This window comes from Haemophilus haemolyticus, assembly GCF_001679045.1.
Taxonomy (GTDB): Bacteria; Pseudomonadota; Gammaproteobacteria; order Enterobacterales; family Pasteurellaceae; genus Haemophilus; species Haemophilus haemolyticus.
In genome coordinates, this window is sequence record NZ_LYCK01000012.1 from 361376 (window position 1) to 379962 (window position 18587).

The 18587-nt window shown below is 37.4% G+C and carries 21 protein-coding genes; 12 read left to right on the plus strand and 9 right to left on the minus strand.

Annotation, left to right across the window (positions count from 1 at the left end; all coding sequences use genetic code 11):
- Positions 1–54 precede the first annotated feature (54 nt).
- Positions 55–711: a GTP cyclohydrolase I FolE gene (gene folE, locus A8M50_RS05115; RefSeq protein WP_005645472.1), complete on the minus strand. Its 657-nt coding sequence runs from the start codon at positions 709–711 to the stop codon at positions 55–57.
- Between the two features lie 137 nt (positions 712–848).
- Here folE and moeA point away from each other — a divergent pair, with 137 nt between their 5' ends.
- From moeA to A8M50_RS05130, 3 genes are all read left to right on the plus strand, one after another.
- A complete protein-coding gene (gene moeA, locus A8M50_RS05120; RefSeq protein WP_005645356.1) occupies positions 849–2063 on the plus strand; it encodes a molybdopterin molybdotransferase MoeA in 1215 nt (404 codons plus the stop codon).
- A gap of 3 nt (positions 2064–2066) precedes the next feature.
- Positions 2067–2798, plus strand: a complete 732-nt coding sequence (moeB, locus tag A8M50_RS05125) for a molybdopterin-synthase adenylyltransferase MoeB (protein WP_005645512.1) — start codon at positions 2067–2069, stop codon at positions 2796–2798.
- Between the two features lie 68 nt (positions 2799–2866).
- Positions 2867–3190 (plus strand): HI1450 family dsDNA-mimic protein, encoded by a 324-nt coding sequence (locus A8M50_RS05130; RefSeq protein WP_005645305.1) that lies wholly within the window; start codon positions 2867–2869, stop codon positions 3188–3190.
- 62 nt (positions 3191–3252) lie between these two features.
- Here A8M50_RS05130 and A8M50_RS08960 read toward each other — a convergent pair whose 3' ends face one another.
- From A8M50_RS08960 to msrAB, 4 genes are all read right to left on the minus strand, one after another.
- Entirely contained in the window at positions 3253–4170 is a 918-nt protein-coding gene (locus A8M50_RS08960) for a LysO family transporter (protein WP_005645312.1), read from the minus strand.
- A 180-nt stretch (positions 4171–4350) separates the two neighbouring features.
- Positions 4351–4821: a redoxin family protein gene (locus tag A8M50_RS05140; RefSeq protein ID WP_005645352.1), complete on the minus strand. Its 471-nt coding sequence runs from the start codon at positions 4819–4821 to the stop codon at positions 4351–4353.
- Between the two features lie 42 nt (positions 4822–4863).
- Entirely contained in the window at positions 4864–5505 is a 642-nt protein-coding gene (locus A8M50_RS05145) for a cytochrome c biogenesis protein CcdA (RefSeq protein WP_005645324.1), read from the minus strand.
- 11 nt (positions 5506–5516) lie between these two features.
- On the minus strand, positions 5517–6578 hold the full coding sequence (gene msrAB / locus A8M50_RS05150) for a bifunctional peptide-methionine (S)-S-oxide reductase MsrA/peptide-methionine (R)-S-oxide reductase MsrB (protein ID WP_005645389.1): 1062 nt from the start codon (positions 6576–6578) through the stop codon (positions 5517–5519).
- Positions 6579–6744: 166 nt separating this feature from the next.
- On the opposite strand from msrAB, the gene A8M50_RS05155 reads away from it, so the two are divergent.
- Positions 6745–7608, plus strand: coding sequence for a DMT family transporter (locus tag A8M50_RS05155; protein ID WP_005645292.1), 864 nt, complete (start codon positions 6745–6747; stop codon positions 7606–7608).
- Positions 7609–7709: 101 nt separating this feature from the next.
- On the opposite strand, the gene A8M50_RS05160 is transcribed toward A8M50_RS05155, so the two are convergent.
- Together A8M50_RS05160 and A8M50_RS05165 are read right to left on the minus strand one after the other, a co-directional pair.
- On the minus strand, positions 7710–7883 hold the full coding sequence (locus A8M50_RS05160) for a zf-HC2 domain-containing protein (RefSeq protein WP_005636028.1): 174 nt from the start codon (positions 7881–7883) through the stop codon (positions 7710–7712).
- Positions 7884–7892: 9 nt separating this feature from the next.
- Positions 7893–8438: a sigma-70 family RNA polymerase sigma factor gene (locus A8M50_RS05165; RefSeq protein ID WP_005645297.1), complete on the minus strand. Its 546-nt coding sequence runs from the start codon at positions 8436–8438 to the stop codon at positions 7893–7895.
- Positions 8439–8550: 112 nt separating this feature from the next.
- Between A8M50_RS05165 and A8M50_RS05170 the strand changes: the two genes are divergently transcribed.
- Complete coding sequence (locus tag A8M50_RS05170) at positions 8551–8850, plus strand: hypothetical protein (RefSeq protein ID WP_005645409.1); 300 nt, start codon at positions 8551–8553, stop codon at positions 8848–8850.
- A 66-nt stretch (positions 8851–8916) separates the two neighbouring features.
- On the opposite strand, the gene rng is transcribed toward A8M50_RS05170, so the two are convergent.
- Entirely contained in the window at positions 8917–10392 is a 1476-nt protein-coding gene (gene rng, locus A8M50_RS05175) for a ribonuclease G (RefSeq protein ID WP_005645453.1), read from the minus strand.
- 115 nt (positions 10393–10507) lie between these two features.
- Between rng and putP the strand changes: the two genes are divergently transcribed.
- Positions 10508–12022 carry a sodium/proline symporter PutP gene (gene putP / locus A8M50_RS05180; protein ID WP_005645302.1) on the plus strand — a complete coding sequence of 505 codons (1515 nt, stop codon included), beginning with the start codon at positions 10508–10510 and terminating at the stop codon, positions 12020–12022.
- Positions 12019–12984, plus strand: a complete 966-nt coding sequence (cmoB, locus tag A8M50_RS05185) for a tRNA 5-methoxyuridine(34)/uridine 5-oxyacetic acid(34) synthase CmoB (protein ID WP_005645328.1) — start codon at positions 12019–12021, stop codon at positions 12982–12984. Before putP ends, cmoB begins: the two co-directional genes overlap by 4 nt.
- 49 nt (positions 12985–13033) lie before the next feature.
- On the opposite strand, the gene cdd is transcribed toward cmoB, so the two are convergent.
- Positions 13034–13912, minus strand: coding sequence for a cytidine deaminase (cdd, locus tag A8M50_RS05190; RefSeq protein WP_005645491.1), 879 nt, complete (start codon positions 13910–13912; stop codon positions 13034–13036).
- 269 nt (positions 13913–14181) lie between these two features.
- On the opposite strand from cdd, the gene A8M50_RS05195 reads away from it, so the two are divergent.
- From A8M50_RS05195 to trpD, 5 genes are all read left to right on the plus strand, one after another.
- Positions 14182–14664 (plus strand): Dps family protein, encoded by a 483-nt coding sequence (locus A8M50_RS05195; RefSeq protein WP_005641835.1) that lies wholly within the window; start codon positions 14182–14184, stop codon positions 14662–14664.
- Positions 14665–14922: 258 nt separating this feature from the next.
- Positions 14923–16473 (plus strand): anthranilate synthase component I, encoded by a 1551-nt coding sequence (trpE, locus tag A8M50_RS05200; protein WP_005645457.1) that lies wholly within the window; start codon positions 14923–14925, stop codon positions 16471–16473.
- A 12-nt stretch (positions 16474–16485) separates the two neighbouring features.
- Positions 16486–17067 (plus strand): aminodeoxychorismate/anthranilate synthase component II, encoded by a 582-nt coding sequence (locus A8M50_RS05205; RefSeq protein WP_005645468.1) that lies wholly within the window; start codon positions 16486–16488, stop codon positions 17065–17067.
- A gap of 48 nt (positions 17068–17115) precedes the next feature.
- Positions 17116–17502: a tautomerase family protein gene (locus A8M50_RS05210; protein WP_005645448.1), complete on the plus strand. Its 387-nt coding sequence runs from the start codon at positions 17116–17118 to the stop codon at positions 17500–17502.
- Between the two features lie 52 nt (positions 17503–17554).
- Entirely contained in the window at positions 17555–18556 is a 1002-nt protein-coding gene (gene trpD, locus A8M50_RS05215; protein WP_005645344.1) for an anthranilate phosphoribosyltransferase, read from the plus strand.
- Positions 18557–18587 lie beyond the last annotated feature (31 nt).

Genomic DNA, 18587 nt, shown 5'->3' on the forward strand with positions numbered 1-18587 from the left:
AATATAAAAATAGCCGCACTGATATTAAAGTGCGGCTATTTTATTAGCTATTTTTTATTTCTGAACTGATGCTAAAAACTCTTTGCGAGTATCTCTATCTTCTAAGAATACGCCACCATACGCAGATGTGACAGTATAACTATTTGTATCTCTAATACCACGCGCTTTCACACAGAAATGGGTCGCTTTCACATATACCGCGACATCATCTGTCTCAAGAATTGTTTGAAATGCTGTCAAAAGTTGCTCGGTTAAGCGTTCTTGAACCTGTGGACGTTGAGCAAAAAATGAAACGATTCGATTAATTTTAGAAAGACCAATCACCCAATCTTTTGGATAGTACGCCACACAAACTTTACCATCAATCGTAACAAAATGATGTTCACAAGTACTTGTTAGCGTGATGTCATTCACTTGCACCATTTCGCTGACTTTCATCTGATTTTTGATTTTCGTCATTTTAGGAAAATTCGCATAATCCATTCCGCTAAAAATCTCATCAATAAACATTTTAGCCAAACGATTTGGAGTTTCTTCTAAACTATCATCTCGCAAATCTAATCCAATCAACTTCATCACTTCATGCATATGTTTTGCAATGCTTTCTCGACGTTCGTCTTTAGCCTGTGTGGGATCAATCATAGGTGTTTCAATACCTTTTTCAATCAAGGCATTTCTTACATTCAGTGCATCCAGTGAAATTTTGCTCATAATAGTCTTTCCTAAAAAAATAATCGGCTATTCTAGCAAAGGATAATAGGATGGTAAAATGAGAAAAATTGCAAATTTGAATGAATTAGTCTTTAGATATAGAATAGCTGACAAATTTTATCAAATAAGGATTTTCTATGCTTACATTGGATCAAGCTCGCTCGAAAATGCTCGAACAGATTCCCTTCCCGACTCAAACTGAATACCTAAATTTACAAGAAGCCGCCAATAGAATTTGTGCAGAAGATATTATTTCACCTATTAATGTTCCTTCTTTCGATAATTCAGCAATGGATGGTTATGCTGTACGTTTATCGGATTTACAACAATCTTTAACGCTTTCGGTAGCAGGAAAATCTTTTGCAGGTAATCCATTCCAAGGGGAATGGTCATCACAAAGTGCGGTCAGAATTATGACTGGCGCGATGATTCCAGAAGGCGCAGATGCAGTGATAATGCAAGAGCAAGTGACACTCAATGAAGACGGAACCGTCACTTTTAGTGAATTGCCTAAACCAAATCAAAACATCCGTCGTATTGGCGAAGATGTAAAAAAAGGCGATGTGGTATTAGAACAAGGCGCACAGCTCACTCCTGTTTCCTTGCCATTATTAGCCTCTCTAGGCATTGCAGAAGTAAAATGCTATCGCCAATTAAAAGTCGGCGTACTCTCAACTGGCGATGAACTTGTCGAAGTCGGCAAGCTATTGCAAAGCGGACAAATCTATGACACTAACCGTTTCACCGTAAAATTACTGCTAGAAAAACTAAACTGTGAAGTCATTGATTTAGGACTATTGCCTGATAACGAAGCGGAATTTGAAAAGGCATTTATTGCCGCACAAAGCCAAGCTGATTTAGTGATTACCAGTGGCGGGGTTTCCGTTGGTGAAGCGGATTTCACTAAAGCGGTATTGGAAAAAGTAGGCCAAATAAATTTCTGGAAAATTGCAATCAAACCGGGCAAACCATTCGCTTTTGGTAAATTAGAAAATGCTTGGTTCTGTGGTTTACCCGGTAATCCCGTTTCCGCATTAGTGACTTTTTATCAACTTGTTCAGCCACTCATTGCTAAACTGCAAGGCCAAAAACAATGGAAAAAGCCACCGCACTTTTCAGCTATTGCTACAATCAATTTGAAAAAAGCACCTGGACGTTTAGATTTCCAACGGGGCTTTTATCACATCAATGAACAAGGCCAAATTAAAGTGCAATCAGTGGGGTTCCAAGGATCTCATCTCTTTAGCGCTTTTGTAAAAAGCAATTGTTTTATCGTGTTAGAACAAGAACGTGGCAATGTCACTGCAGGTGAAACAGTGACGATTGAGCCTTTCAATCATTTATTAGGATAACAAATGATCGAACTTAGTCACGAAGAAGAATTGCGTTATAACCGTCAAATTATTCTTAAAAGCGTAGATTTTGATGGGCAAGAAAAACTTAAAGCAAGCAAAATGCTGGTCGTTGGGCTTGGCGGCTTAGGTTGCGCAGCGAGTCAATATCTCGCAGCAGCAGGCGTTGGAAATTTAACACTGTTGGATTTCGACACAGTTTCGCTTTCGAATCTTCAACGACAAGTCTTGCACTACGATGCACGCTTGAATATGCCAAAAGTGGAGTCAGCTAAAATTGCACTGGAACAAATCAATCCACATATAAACATTGAGACGATTAATGCGAAGTTAGACGAAGAAAAACTGGCTGAAATCATTCCACACTTTGATATTGTTTTAGATTGTACAGACAATGTAGAAATCCGTAATCAATTGGATCGCCAATGTAATCATGCAAAAATTCCTCTTATTTCTGGCGCAGCGATTCGGATGGAAGGTCAAATTTCCGTTTTCACTTATGAACCAAATACGCCTACTTATCGTGATCTCAGTAAATTATTTGGGCAAAATGTATTAAGCTGTGTGGAAGCAGGTGTGCTTGCACCAATCGTCGGCATTGTGGGCACGATTCAAGCCTTAGAAGCTATTAAAGTGCGGTTAAAAATCGGTAAGAATTTATGTGGCCGCTTACTGATGATTGATGGTTTTTCGATGAATATCCGAGAAATTAAACTTCCAACCAATGTGGAATAAAATGCTTAAAAAGAGAAAAAAATTTAACCGCACTTTTTATTAACCATAACCTTTACTACAAAAACACTATGACAACAGAAATTAAAAAACTTGATCCAGATACAGCCATTGATATTGCTTACGATATTTTCTTAGAAATGGCTGGAGAAAATTTAGATCCTGCCGATATTCTTTTATTCAACTTACAATTTGAAGAACGCGGTGGCGTGGAATTTGTTGAAACTGCCGATGATTGGGAAGACGAAATTGGAGTACTAATTGACCCAGAAGAATACGCTGAAGTGTGGGTGGGCTTAGTCAATGAGCAAGATGAAATGGATGATGTATTTGCTAAATTCTTAATTTCTCACCGAGAAGAAGATCGCGAATTTCACGTTATTTGGAAAAAGTAACGATAAAGTAAAAATAAGGGAAATCATCTGATTTCCCTTTTTCTTTTAAAATTAACGCGCTATTAAATTGGAAAACTCGAGAAAAAGACTAATAACAACGGCGGTAATAAATTCGTCACCATACCAAAAGAAATGGCGATAGGCGTTACTTCAATTCCGCCTGATTTTTGAATAATAGGCAATGTACAATCTAATGCCGTTGCGCCTGTAATCCCTATAGCTGTAGAGCGATAATGTTGCATAAACAATGGAATTAAAAATAAACTCAAAATTTCACGTGATAAATCATTGAAAAAAGCAATACTGCCCTGCATCGGTCCCCAAGCATTTGTCAGCACTACGCTTGATAAAGAATACCAACCAAATCCCGATGAAAAGGCTAAACCTTGAGTAATCGGCATACTCAGAAAAAATGCCGAAATAACACCACCAATTAAAGAACTTAAGGTAAAAATCGCTCCCATCATTAAACCTTGCTTATTTAATAAGACTTCTTTCAAGGAAATACCATTATTACGAAGCTGAATACCTACAAAAAAGATCAACGCAATAAGCACGTAAAGATTGGAACCATGTGGGAAATGCAACCAATCATTACATAACCAACCTAAAACAATGCCGATAATCACCGCACTTAATAATTTAATTGAGTCCATTAACGAATGCCAACGAGATGGTAATTCTCCCTGTAAATAATTAACAGGCTTAGGCAAAGTGCGGTCATAAATAGCCAAGCCTAGGATATTACAAGTCAAAATAATAGCCGATAGCCCTAAAGCAGTCATACCAATAATTGGCAATTTTTGTTCTAAATGCTCTAATTGCCCGAGCATAAACCCCATCATAAATAAAATGATATAAAGCAATAACATCACAATTTTATTAATGAATGCCAATGCATTTTTATTCTGTATTTTGACTAAGTAACCTAGCACCATCGGCACAAGCACAATGAGTAGTCCGTTAATTATTTCTTCCATTGTATCCTTCACAAATATTACTTTTATCTCGTCTGTAAAAGTAAAGACCATTTCAATATCTAAGCACTATTTATAATATATACTTTTTATCAATCTACCAAATTCCCAATGAAAAAATATCTACATTATGCCAGAAATAAAAAAGCGGCTGGTTAAATTTTAATTACCAGCCGCTTGATTTTATTTCTCAATAAACTTAATTATTTGCTCCCGTCCTAAATGTCCTGGCACAGTTCTCTTCACATTTAAATCAGCATCTAAAAATAGATTAAACGGATAACCTCGAACATGAACACGATCAATAATTTCACCATTTTCATCTAGCAAAACTTTAATATTTTTATATTCCAATCCTTTGTACCATTCAATAAAATCAGCAGTGTCTTTTTCGCCTTTGTGATCGGGCGAAACAATGGTAATCACTTCAAAATTGCGATCTTTTTCCGCACTTAAATCATCAATTTCAGCCAATCCCGCCAAGCAAATCGGGCACCATGACGCCCACATTTTTACATACACAGGTTTGCCTTTATATTGGCTTAAAGTAACTGGCTGATTGTTTAAATCTTTGAGTTGCACATCCGCCAAATTACTTTGTGCGAAAGCGTTTAGGCTGAATGCCATTAGAAATATTGATAGTAGTTTTTTCATTGCTTTTTTCCTTTTATAGATTTCTTTTGTTGAGGTTATGTCTTACGAAAAATTATTCGTAATTAATAAAATACCCATCACGATAATTAAAATTCCGCCACCGATTTTAAATTTTTCTAAGTGTTTATTTAACCCTTTAGTACGTTTGAGCAAGCTGTCAGAGAAGAACGAAAACAGTACAAAAGGCGTTGCTAAACCAAGTACATAAACAAACATCATTGATGCACCGTAAAGTGCAGATCCTTCATCGCCTGATAAAGCTAACACGGAAGCCAGAATCGGGCCAATACAAGGTGTCCAACCAAGACTAAAAGTTAAACCAAGCACAAATGCCTCAAGTGCGGTTGATTTTCCTGATGTTTTTATTTCCACCAATTTCGTGCGTTCCAACAAACCAATTTTGAAAATGCCAAGTTGATGAATGCCCAAAATAATCACAATAACGCCAGCGATAATGCGGGTGGTGTTACTAAATAAAATATTCCCTAAAAAGCCAAAACTAAAGCCTAAACTGATAAATGTAAGGGAAAGCCCTAAAATAAATAAAAAAGTATTTAGGACTTTTTTACCACCTTTACTCAAAATACCAAAATAAATTGGAATAATCGGAAAAATACAAGGCGAAAGAAAAGAAGCAAGCCCAGCTAAAAATACAGTTCCAATAAGGAGTTGTTGATCTAACATCCTACATCTCCTTATTTTTTAATTGATTGAATCAAATATCCGTATCCTGCCTTTTCCATTTCAGCTAACGGAATAAATTTAATTGATGCACTGTTAATGCAATAACGCAAACCGCCTTTATCTTTCGGACCGTCATCAAATACGTGACCTAAATGAGCATTGCCCGCACGGCTTAACACTTCGGTACGTTGCATATTGAAGCTGTTGTCGGTTTCATAATGCACTACATCTTTAATGATCGGTTTCGTAAAACTTGGCCAGCCACAACCTGATTCAAATTTATCATTTGAAGAGAAAACAGGCTCTCCTGTGGTGACATCAACATAAATACCGGGTTGGAAATTATCCCAATATTCGTTACTAAAAGAGCGTTCAGTATGTTTATTTTGAGTAACTGAATATTGCAACGGTGTCAATTTCGCTTTGAGTTCTGCATCACTCGGTTTCGGATAATCTTTCTCGTCAATCACAGGTTCATCTGCTTTGGTAATATCAATATGGCAATAACCATTTGGATTTTTCTTCAAATAATCCTGATGATATTCTTCCGCTACGATGTAATTTTTTAGCGGTTGCACCTCAATTTGCACTGGTTTTTTATATTTGGTTTGAAGCTGGGCGAGAGCTTGTTCGATCACCGCTTTATCTGCCCCATCTTGATAATAAATCCCTGTGCGATATTGTCTACCACGGTCGTTACCTTGTTTGTTTACACTCGTTGGATCAATTACCTTAAAATAATATTTAAGCAGTTTATCTAACGAAATTTGATTTGCATCGTAAGTAACTTTTACGGTTTCTGCATGATCGGTTACGCCAATCATCTGATAACTAGTTTTGTCGGTATTACCATTGGCATAGCCAGAAATCGCATCTTTCACACCGTGAATGCGCTCCATATATGCTTCCATACCCCAGAAACAGCCACCAGCAAGATAAATTTCACGAATATTTTGCGTATTTTCCATTGCCATTTTTTGTTCTCCAGATGATGATGTTGAATTTTGTATTGCTAAAGTTGGTGTTGCACAGCAAAGTGCGGTAATGAATAGAAATGTTTTTGATAGTTTCATTGTTTTTCCTTATGATGTAAAAATTAACGTTACATAAGGTTAGACGGCGAATAATTCGATTTCTTACAGATTTTTGTAAAATTTTTAAAGAAATTGACTAAAATTCATTGTTATAACCAATAATAAAGCGTTAAAACACGCTATTTTCTAAGGCAAAAAAATCTATATGCAATCATATTCCACTCCTTCGCTTTATCACAAAGCGATTAGTTTTATGGTGTCAGCGTACTTTTCCATTACCTTGATGAATGTATTTGTCAAAACCGCGTCTCAAACAATCCCTGCAAGTGAAACCTTATTTTCACGCTTTTTAATCGGCTTGCTTTTCTTACTACCTTTTGTGATTAAAGATCGCGATTTTAAAGTAGATACCCGTCAATGGAAATTTTTAATCCTGCGTAATGCCGCGGGTGTATCGAGCATGTTGATTAACTTTTATGTCGTGAAGTTCTTACCGCTTTCCATCGCTGTCTTATTGATGAATACCTCTGCCCTATTTATCCCGATTTTATTGCTCTTTTTCCATCAAAAAACACCGCTTAATGTACTTTTGTGTAGCTTAATCGGTTTTCTTGGCGTTTCCATTATTTTACTCACCAATCACAATGGCGATGTTGATCCTATTTATGTGCTGATTGGATTAGCTGGTGCCGTATTGGCAGGAATGGCATTTATTGGCTTACAAGAATTAAACAAATACAACACACCAAAAAATATCGTATTTTATTTTCATCTGATTGGGACACTCATGCTACCAATCTTCTTTATTCATCAATGGAAAATCCCTAATTTATACGAGTTTGGTTTATTGCTATTGGTGGGCGGATTTGGATTGATTTTCCAATTATTGCTCACGCGCGCTTTCAGATATGCGCCAGCCAACGTTATTACCCCTTTTGCTTTCACTGGTGTCATTTTCTCTAGCGTATTCGACTGGCTCTTTTGGCATCATACGCCTAACCTCTATTTTTGGTTCGGCGCAGTTGTAATTGTGGGAGCGGTAAGTTTATTGGCAAAAATGAAGAAATAAACACTTTATTTATAAGAATATTAAATTTAGTACGATTAGCTTATAGCTGGCTCAATAAAGTGCGGTGAAAAGTAACGGTGTTTTTCACTCTGTCAAAATTCCTAATGTGAATCTTTAAATTTCTTCATCATCATACTTAAGGTTTTGCAATTTCGTTGAAAACGACGGCAATGAGGGCAAGTTAACAAATGCATTTTTAAACCCATTTTTTCTTGCAGTTCTAATGGTCGCTCATGAGAATCAGAAATTATTCGAGTAGCTTGAATACAACGCATAATTTTCTCCTAAAGTTTTTTTGATAGACAATTTTGCAACTGCAAACGAGCCCGATAAAGTGTAGTATGCAAGTTGGAGGTGGTAAGCTGAGTTTCTTGACAAATTTCATCCGATGACAATTCTAAAAACTCTCTCATCATAAAAATTTTGGCATGTTTAGCGGGTAAACAAGTCAGGCAAGTTTCGAAAATCAACCAAAACTCATCAGAATACACCGTTTCCTCTTCACCCTGTAATTCGCTCGGATAATATTCTATTTTCCAATGGCCTGTATCATCAAAAAATGTATTAGTTGACTGTTCATCTTCAATTTCACTTTCTAATACAAAGCGTCCTTTCTGGCGAAGGTAATCAATAATTTTATTTTTTAGAATAGCAAAAACCCAAGTTTTAAAAGCCGCTTGATGTTTAAAATTCGCGAGATTGTTAAATGCACTTAAAAATGCTTCTTGTACTAAATCCTCAGCAAGATCGGTATGGTGCAACTGTAACGTTGCAAATTTCAGCATCTGCGTACGAATTTGTTGGAGTTCCGTATCAGAAATAGCATTCATTTTAATTCCTTTAAAATTTTTGTAAGAAATGAAAGAGTGTTTCGTCTAATAACATGAAAGAAAGAATTTCTTTCAGTATACTATTTTTACCACTCAAACAAGGAAATTTAAAATGAAAAATATTACATTGAAAACTGCAATCTTAGGTATGGCTATGTTGTTTGGTGCAAGCACCCTTTACGCAGAAGAAATGAAATCTGATGCCATGCCAATGAAATCAGAATCGATGATGAATACCCCAATGAAAAAAATGATGAAATCAGATGACATACAAATGCACTCTGACCACATGATGAAATCTGACAATATGATGAAGTCTGATGAAATGGGCATGAAATCTGATATGAAAATGAAATCTGATGAAAAGATGAAATCAAATAAAAAAATGAAAATGACAAAAGAAAAAATGTAAAAAGATACTTTTAAAAGTGCGGTGAAAATCTCAAAAATTTTTCACCGTACTTTGTTGAAACGGAGTTTACATCACCACCACATCAAACTGTTCTTGGTTATAAAACTGTTCTGTTTTTACTTTTACTCGTTTGCCAATAAACATTTCCACTTCTGGTAGCAAACCGTGAGATTCTTCGTTAATAAGATATTCGGAAACCGCTGGCGAGGCATAAACAACAAATTGTTCACTACTGAATAAATGATACACCCGAATAATTTCACGCATAATTTCGTAGCAAACTGTCTCAACCGTTTTCACCCGACCACGTCCATGGCAAGTTGGGCATTCATCACATAGCACATGCTCAAGGCTTTCACGAGTTCTCTTACGGGTCATTTCCACAAGACCTAATTGCGTAAAGCCATTCACATTAGTTTTCACACGATCTTTAGAAAGCGCATCACATAAAGATTCTAATACTCGATTGCGGTGTTCATCTATTTGCATATCAATAAAATCAATAATGATTATGCCACCCAGATTACGTAGTTGTAGTTGCTGTGCGATAGCTTTTGTCGCTTCAATATTGGTATTGAAGATGGTTTCTTCTAGATTACGATGCCCTACAAATGCACCTGTATTAATATCAATGGTGGTCATTGCTTCTGTTTGCTCGATAATTAAATAGCCACCCGATTTGAGATTAACACGTTTATCTAAGGCTGTTTGGATCGCATTTTCAACCCCATACACATCAAAGATAGGTTGATTACCAGAATAAAGAACAAGTTTATCGCTTAGTTCAGGCATAAATTCATCGGTAAACTCTTTCACTTCGCCAAAGCAAAGCTTAGAGTCGATACGAATTTTTTCTAAGTTCGTGCCGATAAAATCACGCAAAATACGTTGTGGAAGCGCTGGTTCACCGTAAATTTTTGATTTGGTTGGATATTTAGATTTACGCTCTAAGACTTTACGCCATAAGCGTTTTAAAAATTCAGCATCTTGACGTAATTCTTCTTCGCTTGCCCCTTCTGTTGCGGTGCGAATAATGAAACCGCCGAGTTCATCACAAAAAGGTTCAACTAATGCTTTTAAACGGGCACGTTCCTCTTCGCTTTCAATACGTTGTGAAACGCCTACGTGGCTATTTTCTGGCATAAAAACAAGATGACGCGATGGCAATGTGATGTCTGTTGTTAAACGTGCGCCTTTTGTACCTAGGGGATCTTTTACCACTTGTACAACAATATCCTGCCCTTCGCGTACTAATTCTGAAATGCTCTTAACTTTAAATTGCTTTTGTTCATTTTCATCTACACATTCTGTGTGGGATACAATGTCAGCAGCGTGTAAAAAAGCCGCTTTTTCCAAACCAATATCAACAAACGCAGACTGCATTCCCGGTAGCACTCGAGTTACACGACCTTTATAAATATTTCCGACAATTCCTCGTTTGGCTTGGCGTTCAATATGCACTTCGCGCAACATTCCTGTTTCTACTAGCGCAATGCGTGTTTCGTTAGGCGTTACGTTCATCAATAACTCTACAGCATCCATTTTATATTCCTAATTTCTTAAATTTCATCAAATATTCAGTCTAAATAGAATAATAGCCCGAAATAAGGTAAAATGCACCCTTTCTGAAATTTTTAACCCATTTTGGACTTATTAAATGTTTGGATTCGACCCAACTCTTGTTACTTTTACTATTTATATTTTCGGGATGTTGCTGATTGGCGTACTAGCCTATTATTATACGAATAATTTATCAGATTACATTCTCGGTGGACGTCGTTTAGGCAGCTTTGTCACGGCAATGTCAGCTGGTGCTTCAGATATGTCTGGTTGGCTTTTAATGGGCTTGCCTGGTGCAGTATATTTATCAGGCTTAGTTGAAGGCTGGATTGCTATCGGCTTAACACTTGGCGCTTATTTTAACTGGCTTCTGGTGGCTGGTCGTTTACGTGTTTATACTGAATTAAATAATAATGCCCTCACTCTTCCAGAATATTTTCATAATCGTTTTGGTTCATCACACAAATTATTAAAACTTGTTTCTGCCACCATTATTTTAGTGTTTTTTACTATTTATTGTGCTTCGGGTGTAGTTGCAGGTGCAAAATTATTCCAAAATTTATTTTCAGTCGAATATTCCACCGCACTTTGGTACGGAGCATTAGCCACCATTCTTTACACTTTTATCGGTGGTTTTTTAGCAGTAAGTTGGACAGATACCATTCAAGCAACTCTTATGATTTTTGCGCTACTTTTAACGCCTATATTTGTATTATTAAGCATTGGTGATACCGCTCAATTTTCCGCAGTATTAGCGCAAGCTGAAGCGGCTGCCAATAAAGATTTTACCGATTTATTTACTGCCACTACGCCACTTGGTCTATTAAGCCTTGCCGCTTGGGGATTGGGATATTTTGGGCAACCACATATTTTAGCGCGTTTTATGGCGGCTTATTCTGTCAAATCACTTATCAAAGCTCGTCGCATTAGTATGACATGGATGGTGCTTTGCTTAGGTGGAGCAATCGGTATTGGCTTCTTCGCGATTCCTTATTTCTTTGCTAATCCAAACATTGCAGGCACAGTCAATAATGAACCGGAACAAGTCTTTATTGAACTCGCTAAACTTTTGTTTAATCCTTGGATCGCAGGCATATTACTTTCAGCTATTTTAGCTGCAGTAATGAGCACATTAAGTGCGCAATTATTAATTTCGTCTAGCTCAATCACAGAAGATTTCTACAAAGGTTTTATTCGCCCTAACGCATCTGAAAAAGAGCTCGTATGGCTTGGAAGAATTATGGTGTTGGTTATTGCCGCACTTGCTATCTGGATAGCACAAGATGAAAACAGCAAAGTATTAAAACTAGTAGAATTCGCTTGGGCTGGTTTTGGTAGTGCATTTGGCCCTGTAGTACTTTTCTCTCTTTTCTGGAAACGAATGACATCATCGGGTGCGATGGCAGGTATGCTGGTAGGCGCAGTGACAGTATTTGCTTGGAAAGAAGTTGTTCCAGCTGATACCGATTGGTTCAAAGTATATGAAATGATTCCGGGATTTGCTTTCGGTAGCCTTGCAATTATTGTTGTCTCATTACTGTCTAGCAAACCAGAACAAAATGTTCTAGATACCTTTGACAAAGCAGAGAAGGCCTATAAGGAAGCAAAATGATCGACTTTCGCCCTTTTTATCAACAAATTGCGACCACAAATTTATCAGACTGGTTAGAGACCTTACCACTCCAATTAAAAGAATGGGAAACTCAAACTCATGGCGATTATGCGAAATGGAGCAAAATTGTTGATTTCCTACCTGATTTACATGCTGATGAAATCGATCTCAAAAGTGCGGTGAAATCTGACCGCACTTCTCCCCTTTCAGAAGGTGAAAAACAACGAATTATCCATCATTTAAAACAATTAATGCCATGGCGAAAAGGGCCTTATCATCTTTTCGGCATTCATATTGATTGTGAATGGCGTTCAGATTTTAAATGGGATCGTGTTCTTCCTCATTTAGCACCGCTGCAAGGTCGCACTATTTTAGATGTGGGCTGTGGCAGCGGTTATCATATGTGGAGAATGGTAGGCGAAGGCGCAAAAATGGTGGTCGGGATTGATCCTACCGAGCTTTTCCTTTGCCAATTTGAAGCTGTACGCAAACTGCTTAATAATGCTCGTCGAGCAAATCTTATCCCACTTGGTATTGAGCAAATGCAACCATTAGGGGCATTTGATACTGTATTTTCAATGGGCGTACTCTATCATCGTAAATCCCCATTAGATCATTTAAGCCAGCTGAAAAATCAATTGGTAAAAGGTGGCGAATTGGTATTAGAAACCTTAGTGGTGGATGGCGATGTAAATACTGTACTCGTACCGACAGATCGCTATGCGAAAATGAAAAATGTTTATTTTATCCCCTCTGTCGCTGCACTAATTAACTGGCTAGAAAAAGTTGGCTTTACCAACGTACGTTGTGTGGATGTAGCGACAACTACATTAGAAGAACAGCGTAAAACTGATTGGTTGGAAAATGAAAGCCTGATTGATTTCTTAGATCCAAATGATCACAGTAAAACTATTGAAGGCTATCAAGCACCGAAAAGAGCGGTAATTTTAGCAAACAAATAAAAAAGGGAAATTATTCCCTTTTTTATTTTCCATCAAGAATCTTACATACTCACAATGAATGGTACTCTAATTTCACTGATGTTAATGTAGAAAGTAGCGCTTCAGCCATGGTTTTATGGCTTAGTTTTAATGCTTTTTCAGCCATCACAATTCGCTCAATATCAGTCAATTTTTTATCATTTAAATACGCAAAATTAAGTGCGGTTTGCAACGCTGGTAAACTCGGATTAAATGCGGCATTTTCTGCATAACGTCCTGTCACCACATCACCATTTTTAAATAAAATTGCAATGCCATGCGGGCTATTTGAATAAGGACAATGAGATTGATTTGCCGCCAAAATAGCTTGATTAACCAAATCATCTTGGTGATCAGCCACTAAATCATGATTTTCTTCCGCTAAAAGATGAACCGCAATATCGAGATCTTTCGGTCCAAAAGCATCAGGTAAATAAGAATGCAACGGATTATTTTGGCTACGTGGCAAATGAATTGAAATTTTTTCAGCGCCATGCAATTCATTCATAAATTGACGGCAATGCCCGCACGGCGTGTAATTGACCACCATATCTGAAATACGACGTTCATTACGCAACCATGCGTGAGAAATTGCACTTTGCTCTGCATGAATCGTTTGCTGAATGGCTGAATTAGAAAATTCTTGATTCGCACCAAAATAAAAATCACCTTGTTCGCCAATAGCAATTGCCCCCACATTAAAATGAGAAATCGCGGTATGGCTATAACTCGCCGCAATCGGCAACAAATGCATAGCTAATTTTAATGGCGTAAGTTCAAAACCACAACAAAGCTGCTCCACTTGGGAACGATTTAAAAAACCAGCCCAATTTTGCAAACGAATTTCATCAACAATATCTTGATTGAGTGCATCATCTTGTGGCAATGCGTGCTTAATAAGTTCTTGCATAAGACATCCTTAAAATATTAAAAATTATAACTGCACTTATTAAAGCAAAATTTACTGTTAGCCGCGACCCTTTACTAAAGTATTCCTTATAACTGTGATCCCGATCACTTATTTTGATAGTTTAAATTTATTACAATTTATTAACATATAGTCAAAGACTATCAATTTTATTGAATAGAACAATTTCACAGCAAATTCTAGAAACGTATAATACCCATATCAAAGGCAGGGCATTAGCTCTATTATTCAACTAGAAAAAGGAAATTATTATGTCAAAAACATCTATCGGATTAGACAAAGTTCAATCAGCAGAATTAGCAAATAAACTTAACGAATTACTTGCAACCTACCAAGTATTCTATACTAACGTTCGTGGTTACCACTGGAACATTAAAGGTGTAAATTTCTTTGCATTGCACGCAAAATTTGAAGAAATCTACACAGATTTAATCACCAAAGTTGATGAAGTTGCAGAACGTATTTTAACTTTAGGTTACACACCAGATAATGCATATAGCCAGTACTTAAAAGTATCTCGTATTAAAGAAGATATTGCAGTAAGCGGCGCACAAGAATGTTTATCAGGCACATTACAAGGCTTAAAAACATTACTTGAACAACAACGTGAAATTCTTGCTCTTGCAGGCGATGCTGATGACGAAGGTACTGCATCACAAATGAGTGACTACATTAAAGAACAAGAAAAATTGGTATGGATGTTCCAAGCAGCTTGCCAAACTTGCCATGCTTAATGGGTAAATTTCAACTCTAACGAAAACTTAACCTGCAATCTATCTAACTCTAAAAAAGTTAGGCTAAATTAATACAAGGACTAAGTTCTATGTTCTAGAATTTGGTCCTTTTAATTAAGTAGACTAAACCAAATTTCCTCTCTATTTTTAACATAAATTAGTTATTTTTCTTAAAACACTTAAAAAAATATTAATTAGTCTTGACTTATTTCTTTTGTACTAGTTTAATAGTACAAAAGTTTCCAAAAGGATATCAATATGCAAACTCAAGCCTTTATTGCGGTGACAGCTCAACCCGTTCCTTATTATGCTGACACCACTGCTATTTTTAATACACTTTGCCAACCTAATTCAAATTCTCTTCTACTCGACTCTGCCGAAATCGGGAATAAAAACAGCTTACAAAGCCTTATCTTAGTCAATGCTGCAGTTAAGATAACTTGCTTAGGTCACAACGTCACATTTAAAGCATTAAATGAGAATGGAAAACAAGTTTTAAAAGAAATTCATCCAAAATTAACCGCACTTAGAAAAGTAAGTGCGGTCAATTTTGAAGACGAATTTTCTGTACAATTTTCGCCACTTGATAATCAACTCGATGAAGATAGTAAATTACAGTCTGCAACTATTTTTGATGGACTGCGTGTTATTTCTAATCTTTATCAACATAGCCAAACGCCAATTTTCTTAGGCGGATTATTTGCTTACGATCTCGTCGCAAATTTCATTCCAATGGATGGCATTACATTGCAAAATGATGGTATCAACTGCCCTGATTACAGTTTCTATCTTGCCGAACACCTCATTACTATCGATCATCAAAATCAACAAGCGACACTCAAAAGTTTCTGTTTTGCTCAAGAAGAACAAGTCAATATTGCCAAAACCTCACTTTCTATCGCACAAAAACTAAAAAATATTGATAACGTTCTTTCTATTAAAGCGGCAAGTGATGAAGTTAAAACAAACTTTGAAGATCCTGAATTTACCGGCATTGTAAAAGCCTTAAAACACCATATTAACATTGGTGATGTATTCCAAATTGTACCCTCTCGTCGTTTCTCCCTGGCTTGCCCGAATACATTAGCCAGTTACGCCCAACTCAAACAAAATAATCCAAGCCCTTATATGTTCTATATGAATGATGAAGACTTTATTTTATTTGGTGCATCGCCAGAAAGTGCGCTGAAATATGAGCCAGAAAATCGTCAGTTAGAAATTTACCCTATCGCTGGTTCACGCCCTCGTGGTTTTGATGCTCACGGCAACATTGATCCTGAATTAGATGCACGTTTAGAATTAGAACTTCGTCTTGATCACAAAGAACAAGCGGAACATTTAATGTTGGTTGATTTAGCGCGTAACGACATTGCTCGAGTTTGCCAAAGCGGTACCCGTAAAGTAGCAGAATTAATGCAAGTGGATCGCTATTCTCACATTATGCATTTGGTCTCTCGCGTAGTGGGTAAATTACGCCCTGAGTTAGATGCGCTCCACGCCTATCAAGCCTGTATGAATATGGGCACATTAACTGGTGCGCCAAAAATCAAAGCAATGCAGCTTATTTATCAATTTGAACAACAAAAACGCCATAGTTACGGTGGTGCAGTGGGTTATCTCACTTCCGATGGACATTTTGATACCTGTATCGTGATCCGTTCTGCTTTTGTACAAAATGGGATTGCCCATGTACAAGCTGGTTGCGGCGAGGTATTGGATTCTGATCCACAAATGGAAGCAGATGAAACACGCCACAAAGCAGCGGCTGTCTTAAAAGCTATTCGTCAAGTTAATACACAAGCAAAATAAGGAAGAATTATTATGGCTAATATTTTATTTTTAGATAACTTCGATTCCTTTACTTACAATCTTGTGGATCAATTCCGTGTATTGGGTCACAACGTGACAATTTACCGCAATGATTGCGATTTAGAAAAACTAGTAGAAACGGCAGTTAATACACCAGATACCATTCTTGCACTTTCTCCGGGGCCAGGAACACCATCAGAAGCGGGGATTTTGCTGCCATTGATCGAACGCTTAAAAAATCATGTTCCAATTATTGGAATTTGTTTGGGCCATCAAGCATTGATTCAAGCCTTTGGCGGGAAGGTTGTTCACGCTGGCGAAGTATTGCATGGTAAAGTTTCTCGCATTACCCATGATAACGAGGCGATGTTTAAAGATCTTGCTAACCCAATGCCTGTGGCGCGTTATCATTCTTTAATGGGACAAGATTTACCAAAAGAATTTATCGTCAATGCGGAATATAATGGCATTATCATGGCAATTCGTCATCGAGATTTACCTATTTGCGCATTCCAATTTCACCCTGAAAGTATTTTAACAGTGCAAGGTTCGCAATTATTACAACAATCCATTGAATGGTTGTTAAATAGATAAGACATCAAAAAGTGCGGTGATTTTTAACCGCACTTTAAAGGAGAAAAAATGATCACCGTATTCGGACTTAAATCCAAACTCGCACCACGTCGTGAACAACTGGCAGAAGTCATTTATAACAGTCTCTATCTCGGCTTAGATATTCCTAAAGGTAAACACGCGATTCGCTTTTTGTGTTTAGAAAAAGAAGATTTTTACTACCCTCTCGACCGTAGCGATGATTACACGGTCATCGAAATTAACCTGATGGCTGGTCGTATGGAAGGCACGAAAAAACGCTTGATAAAAATGCTGTTTAGCGAATTAGAGTACAAGCTTGGCATCCGTGCTCACGATGTGGAAATTACGATTAAAGAACAACCTGCGCATTGCTGGGGCTTCCGAGGTATGACAGGCGATGAGGCGCGCGATTTAGATTACGATATTTATGTTTAATAAAATATAGAAAATTAACAAATCCATATACAAAGAAAAACAGGAATAGACTATGCAACACAACCAATTATTAGAACAACTTTATAGCGGACATTCACTTTCAACCTCAGAAAGCACCGCACTTTTTAATGCAGTCATCCAAGGTGAGCTTTCCAATGAACAAATTGCTGCAATGCTTATCGCTTTAAAAGTGCGGGGAGTAAATACTGAGGAAATTACGGGTGCGGTTGCTGCCTCATTACAAAATGCCAAAGAATTTCCACATCCAAATTACTCTTTTGCGGATATTGTAGGAACGGGGGGGGATGGGCAAAACACTATTAATATTTCCACTGCTAGTGCGATTGTGGCAGCATCAATGGGAGCAAAAGTAGCAAAACACGGTAACCGCAGTGTATCAAGCAAATCAGGTGCCAGCGATGTGTTAACCGCACTTGGCGTGAATGTGAATGTCACACCAGAGCAAGCTCGACAAGCATTAGATGAAATTGGTGTCTGCTTTTTATTTGCTCAACAATATCATTCTGGCTTCCGCCATGTTGCGCCAGTCCGTGCTGCTTTAAAAACGCGCACTATCTTTAATATTTTAGGCCCGCTTATCAATCCTGCTCGCCCGACTTATCATTTGCTTGGCGTGTATGCACCTGAATTGGTGAAAACCTATGCTGAAACTGCAGTTGCCTTAGAACATCAACATTCCTTTGTTGTGCATGGTTCTGGCTTAGACGAAGTCGCATTACACGGTGAAACACAAGTGTCAGAAATTAAAAATGGCAAAATTGAATATTTCACTTTAACACCTGAAGATTTTGGCTTAGAAACGCAATCCCTAGAAAGCCTTCGCGGTGGTGAACCACAAGAAAATGCCCAAATGCTCACCGAACTTTTACAAGGCAAAGGAAAGGCTGAACACGCAAATGCTGTGGCAGCAAACACGGCATTATTATTGAAATTATTCGGGCATGATGACTTAAAACAAAATGTGCAAAATGTATTGGCGCATCTTGCATCAGGTAAAGCCTTTGAAACATTGCAGAAATTAACTACATATTAATAAAAGCTAATTTGATACGCCACAATAAGAA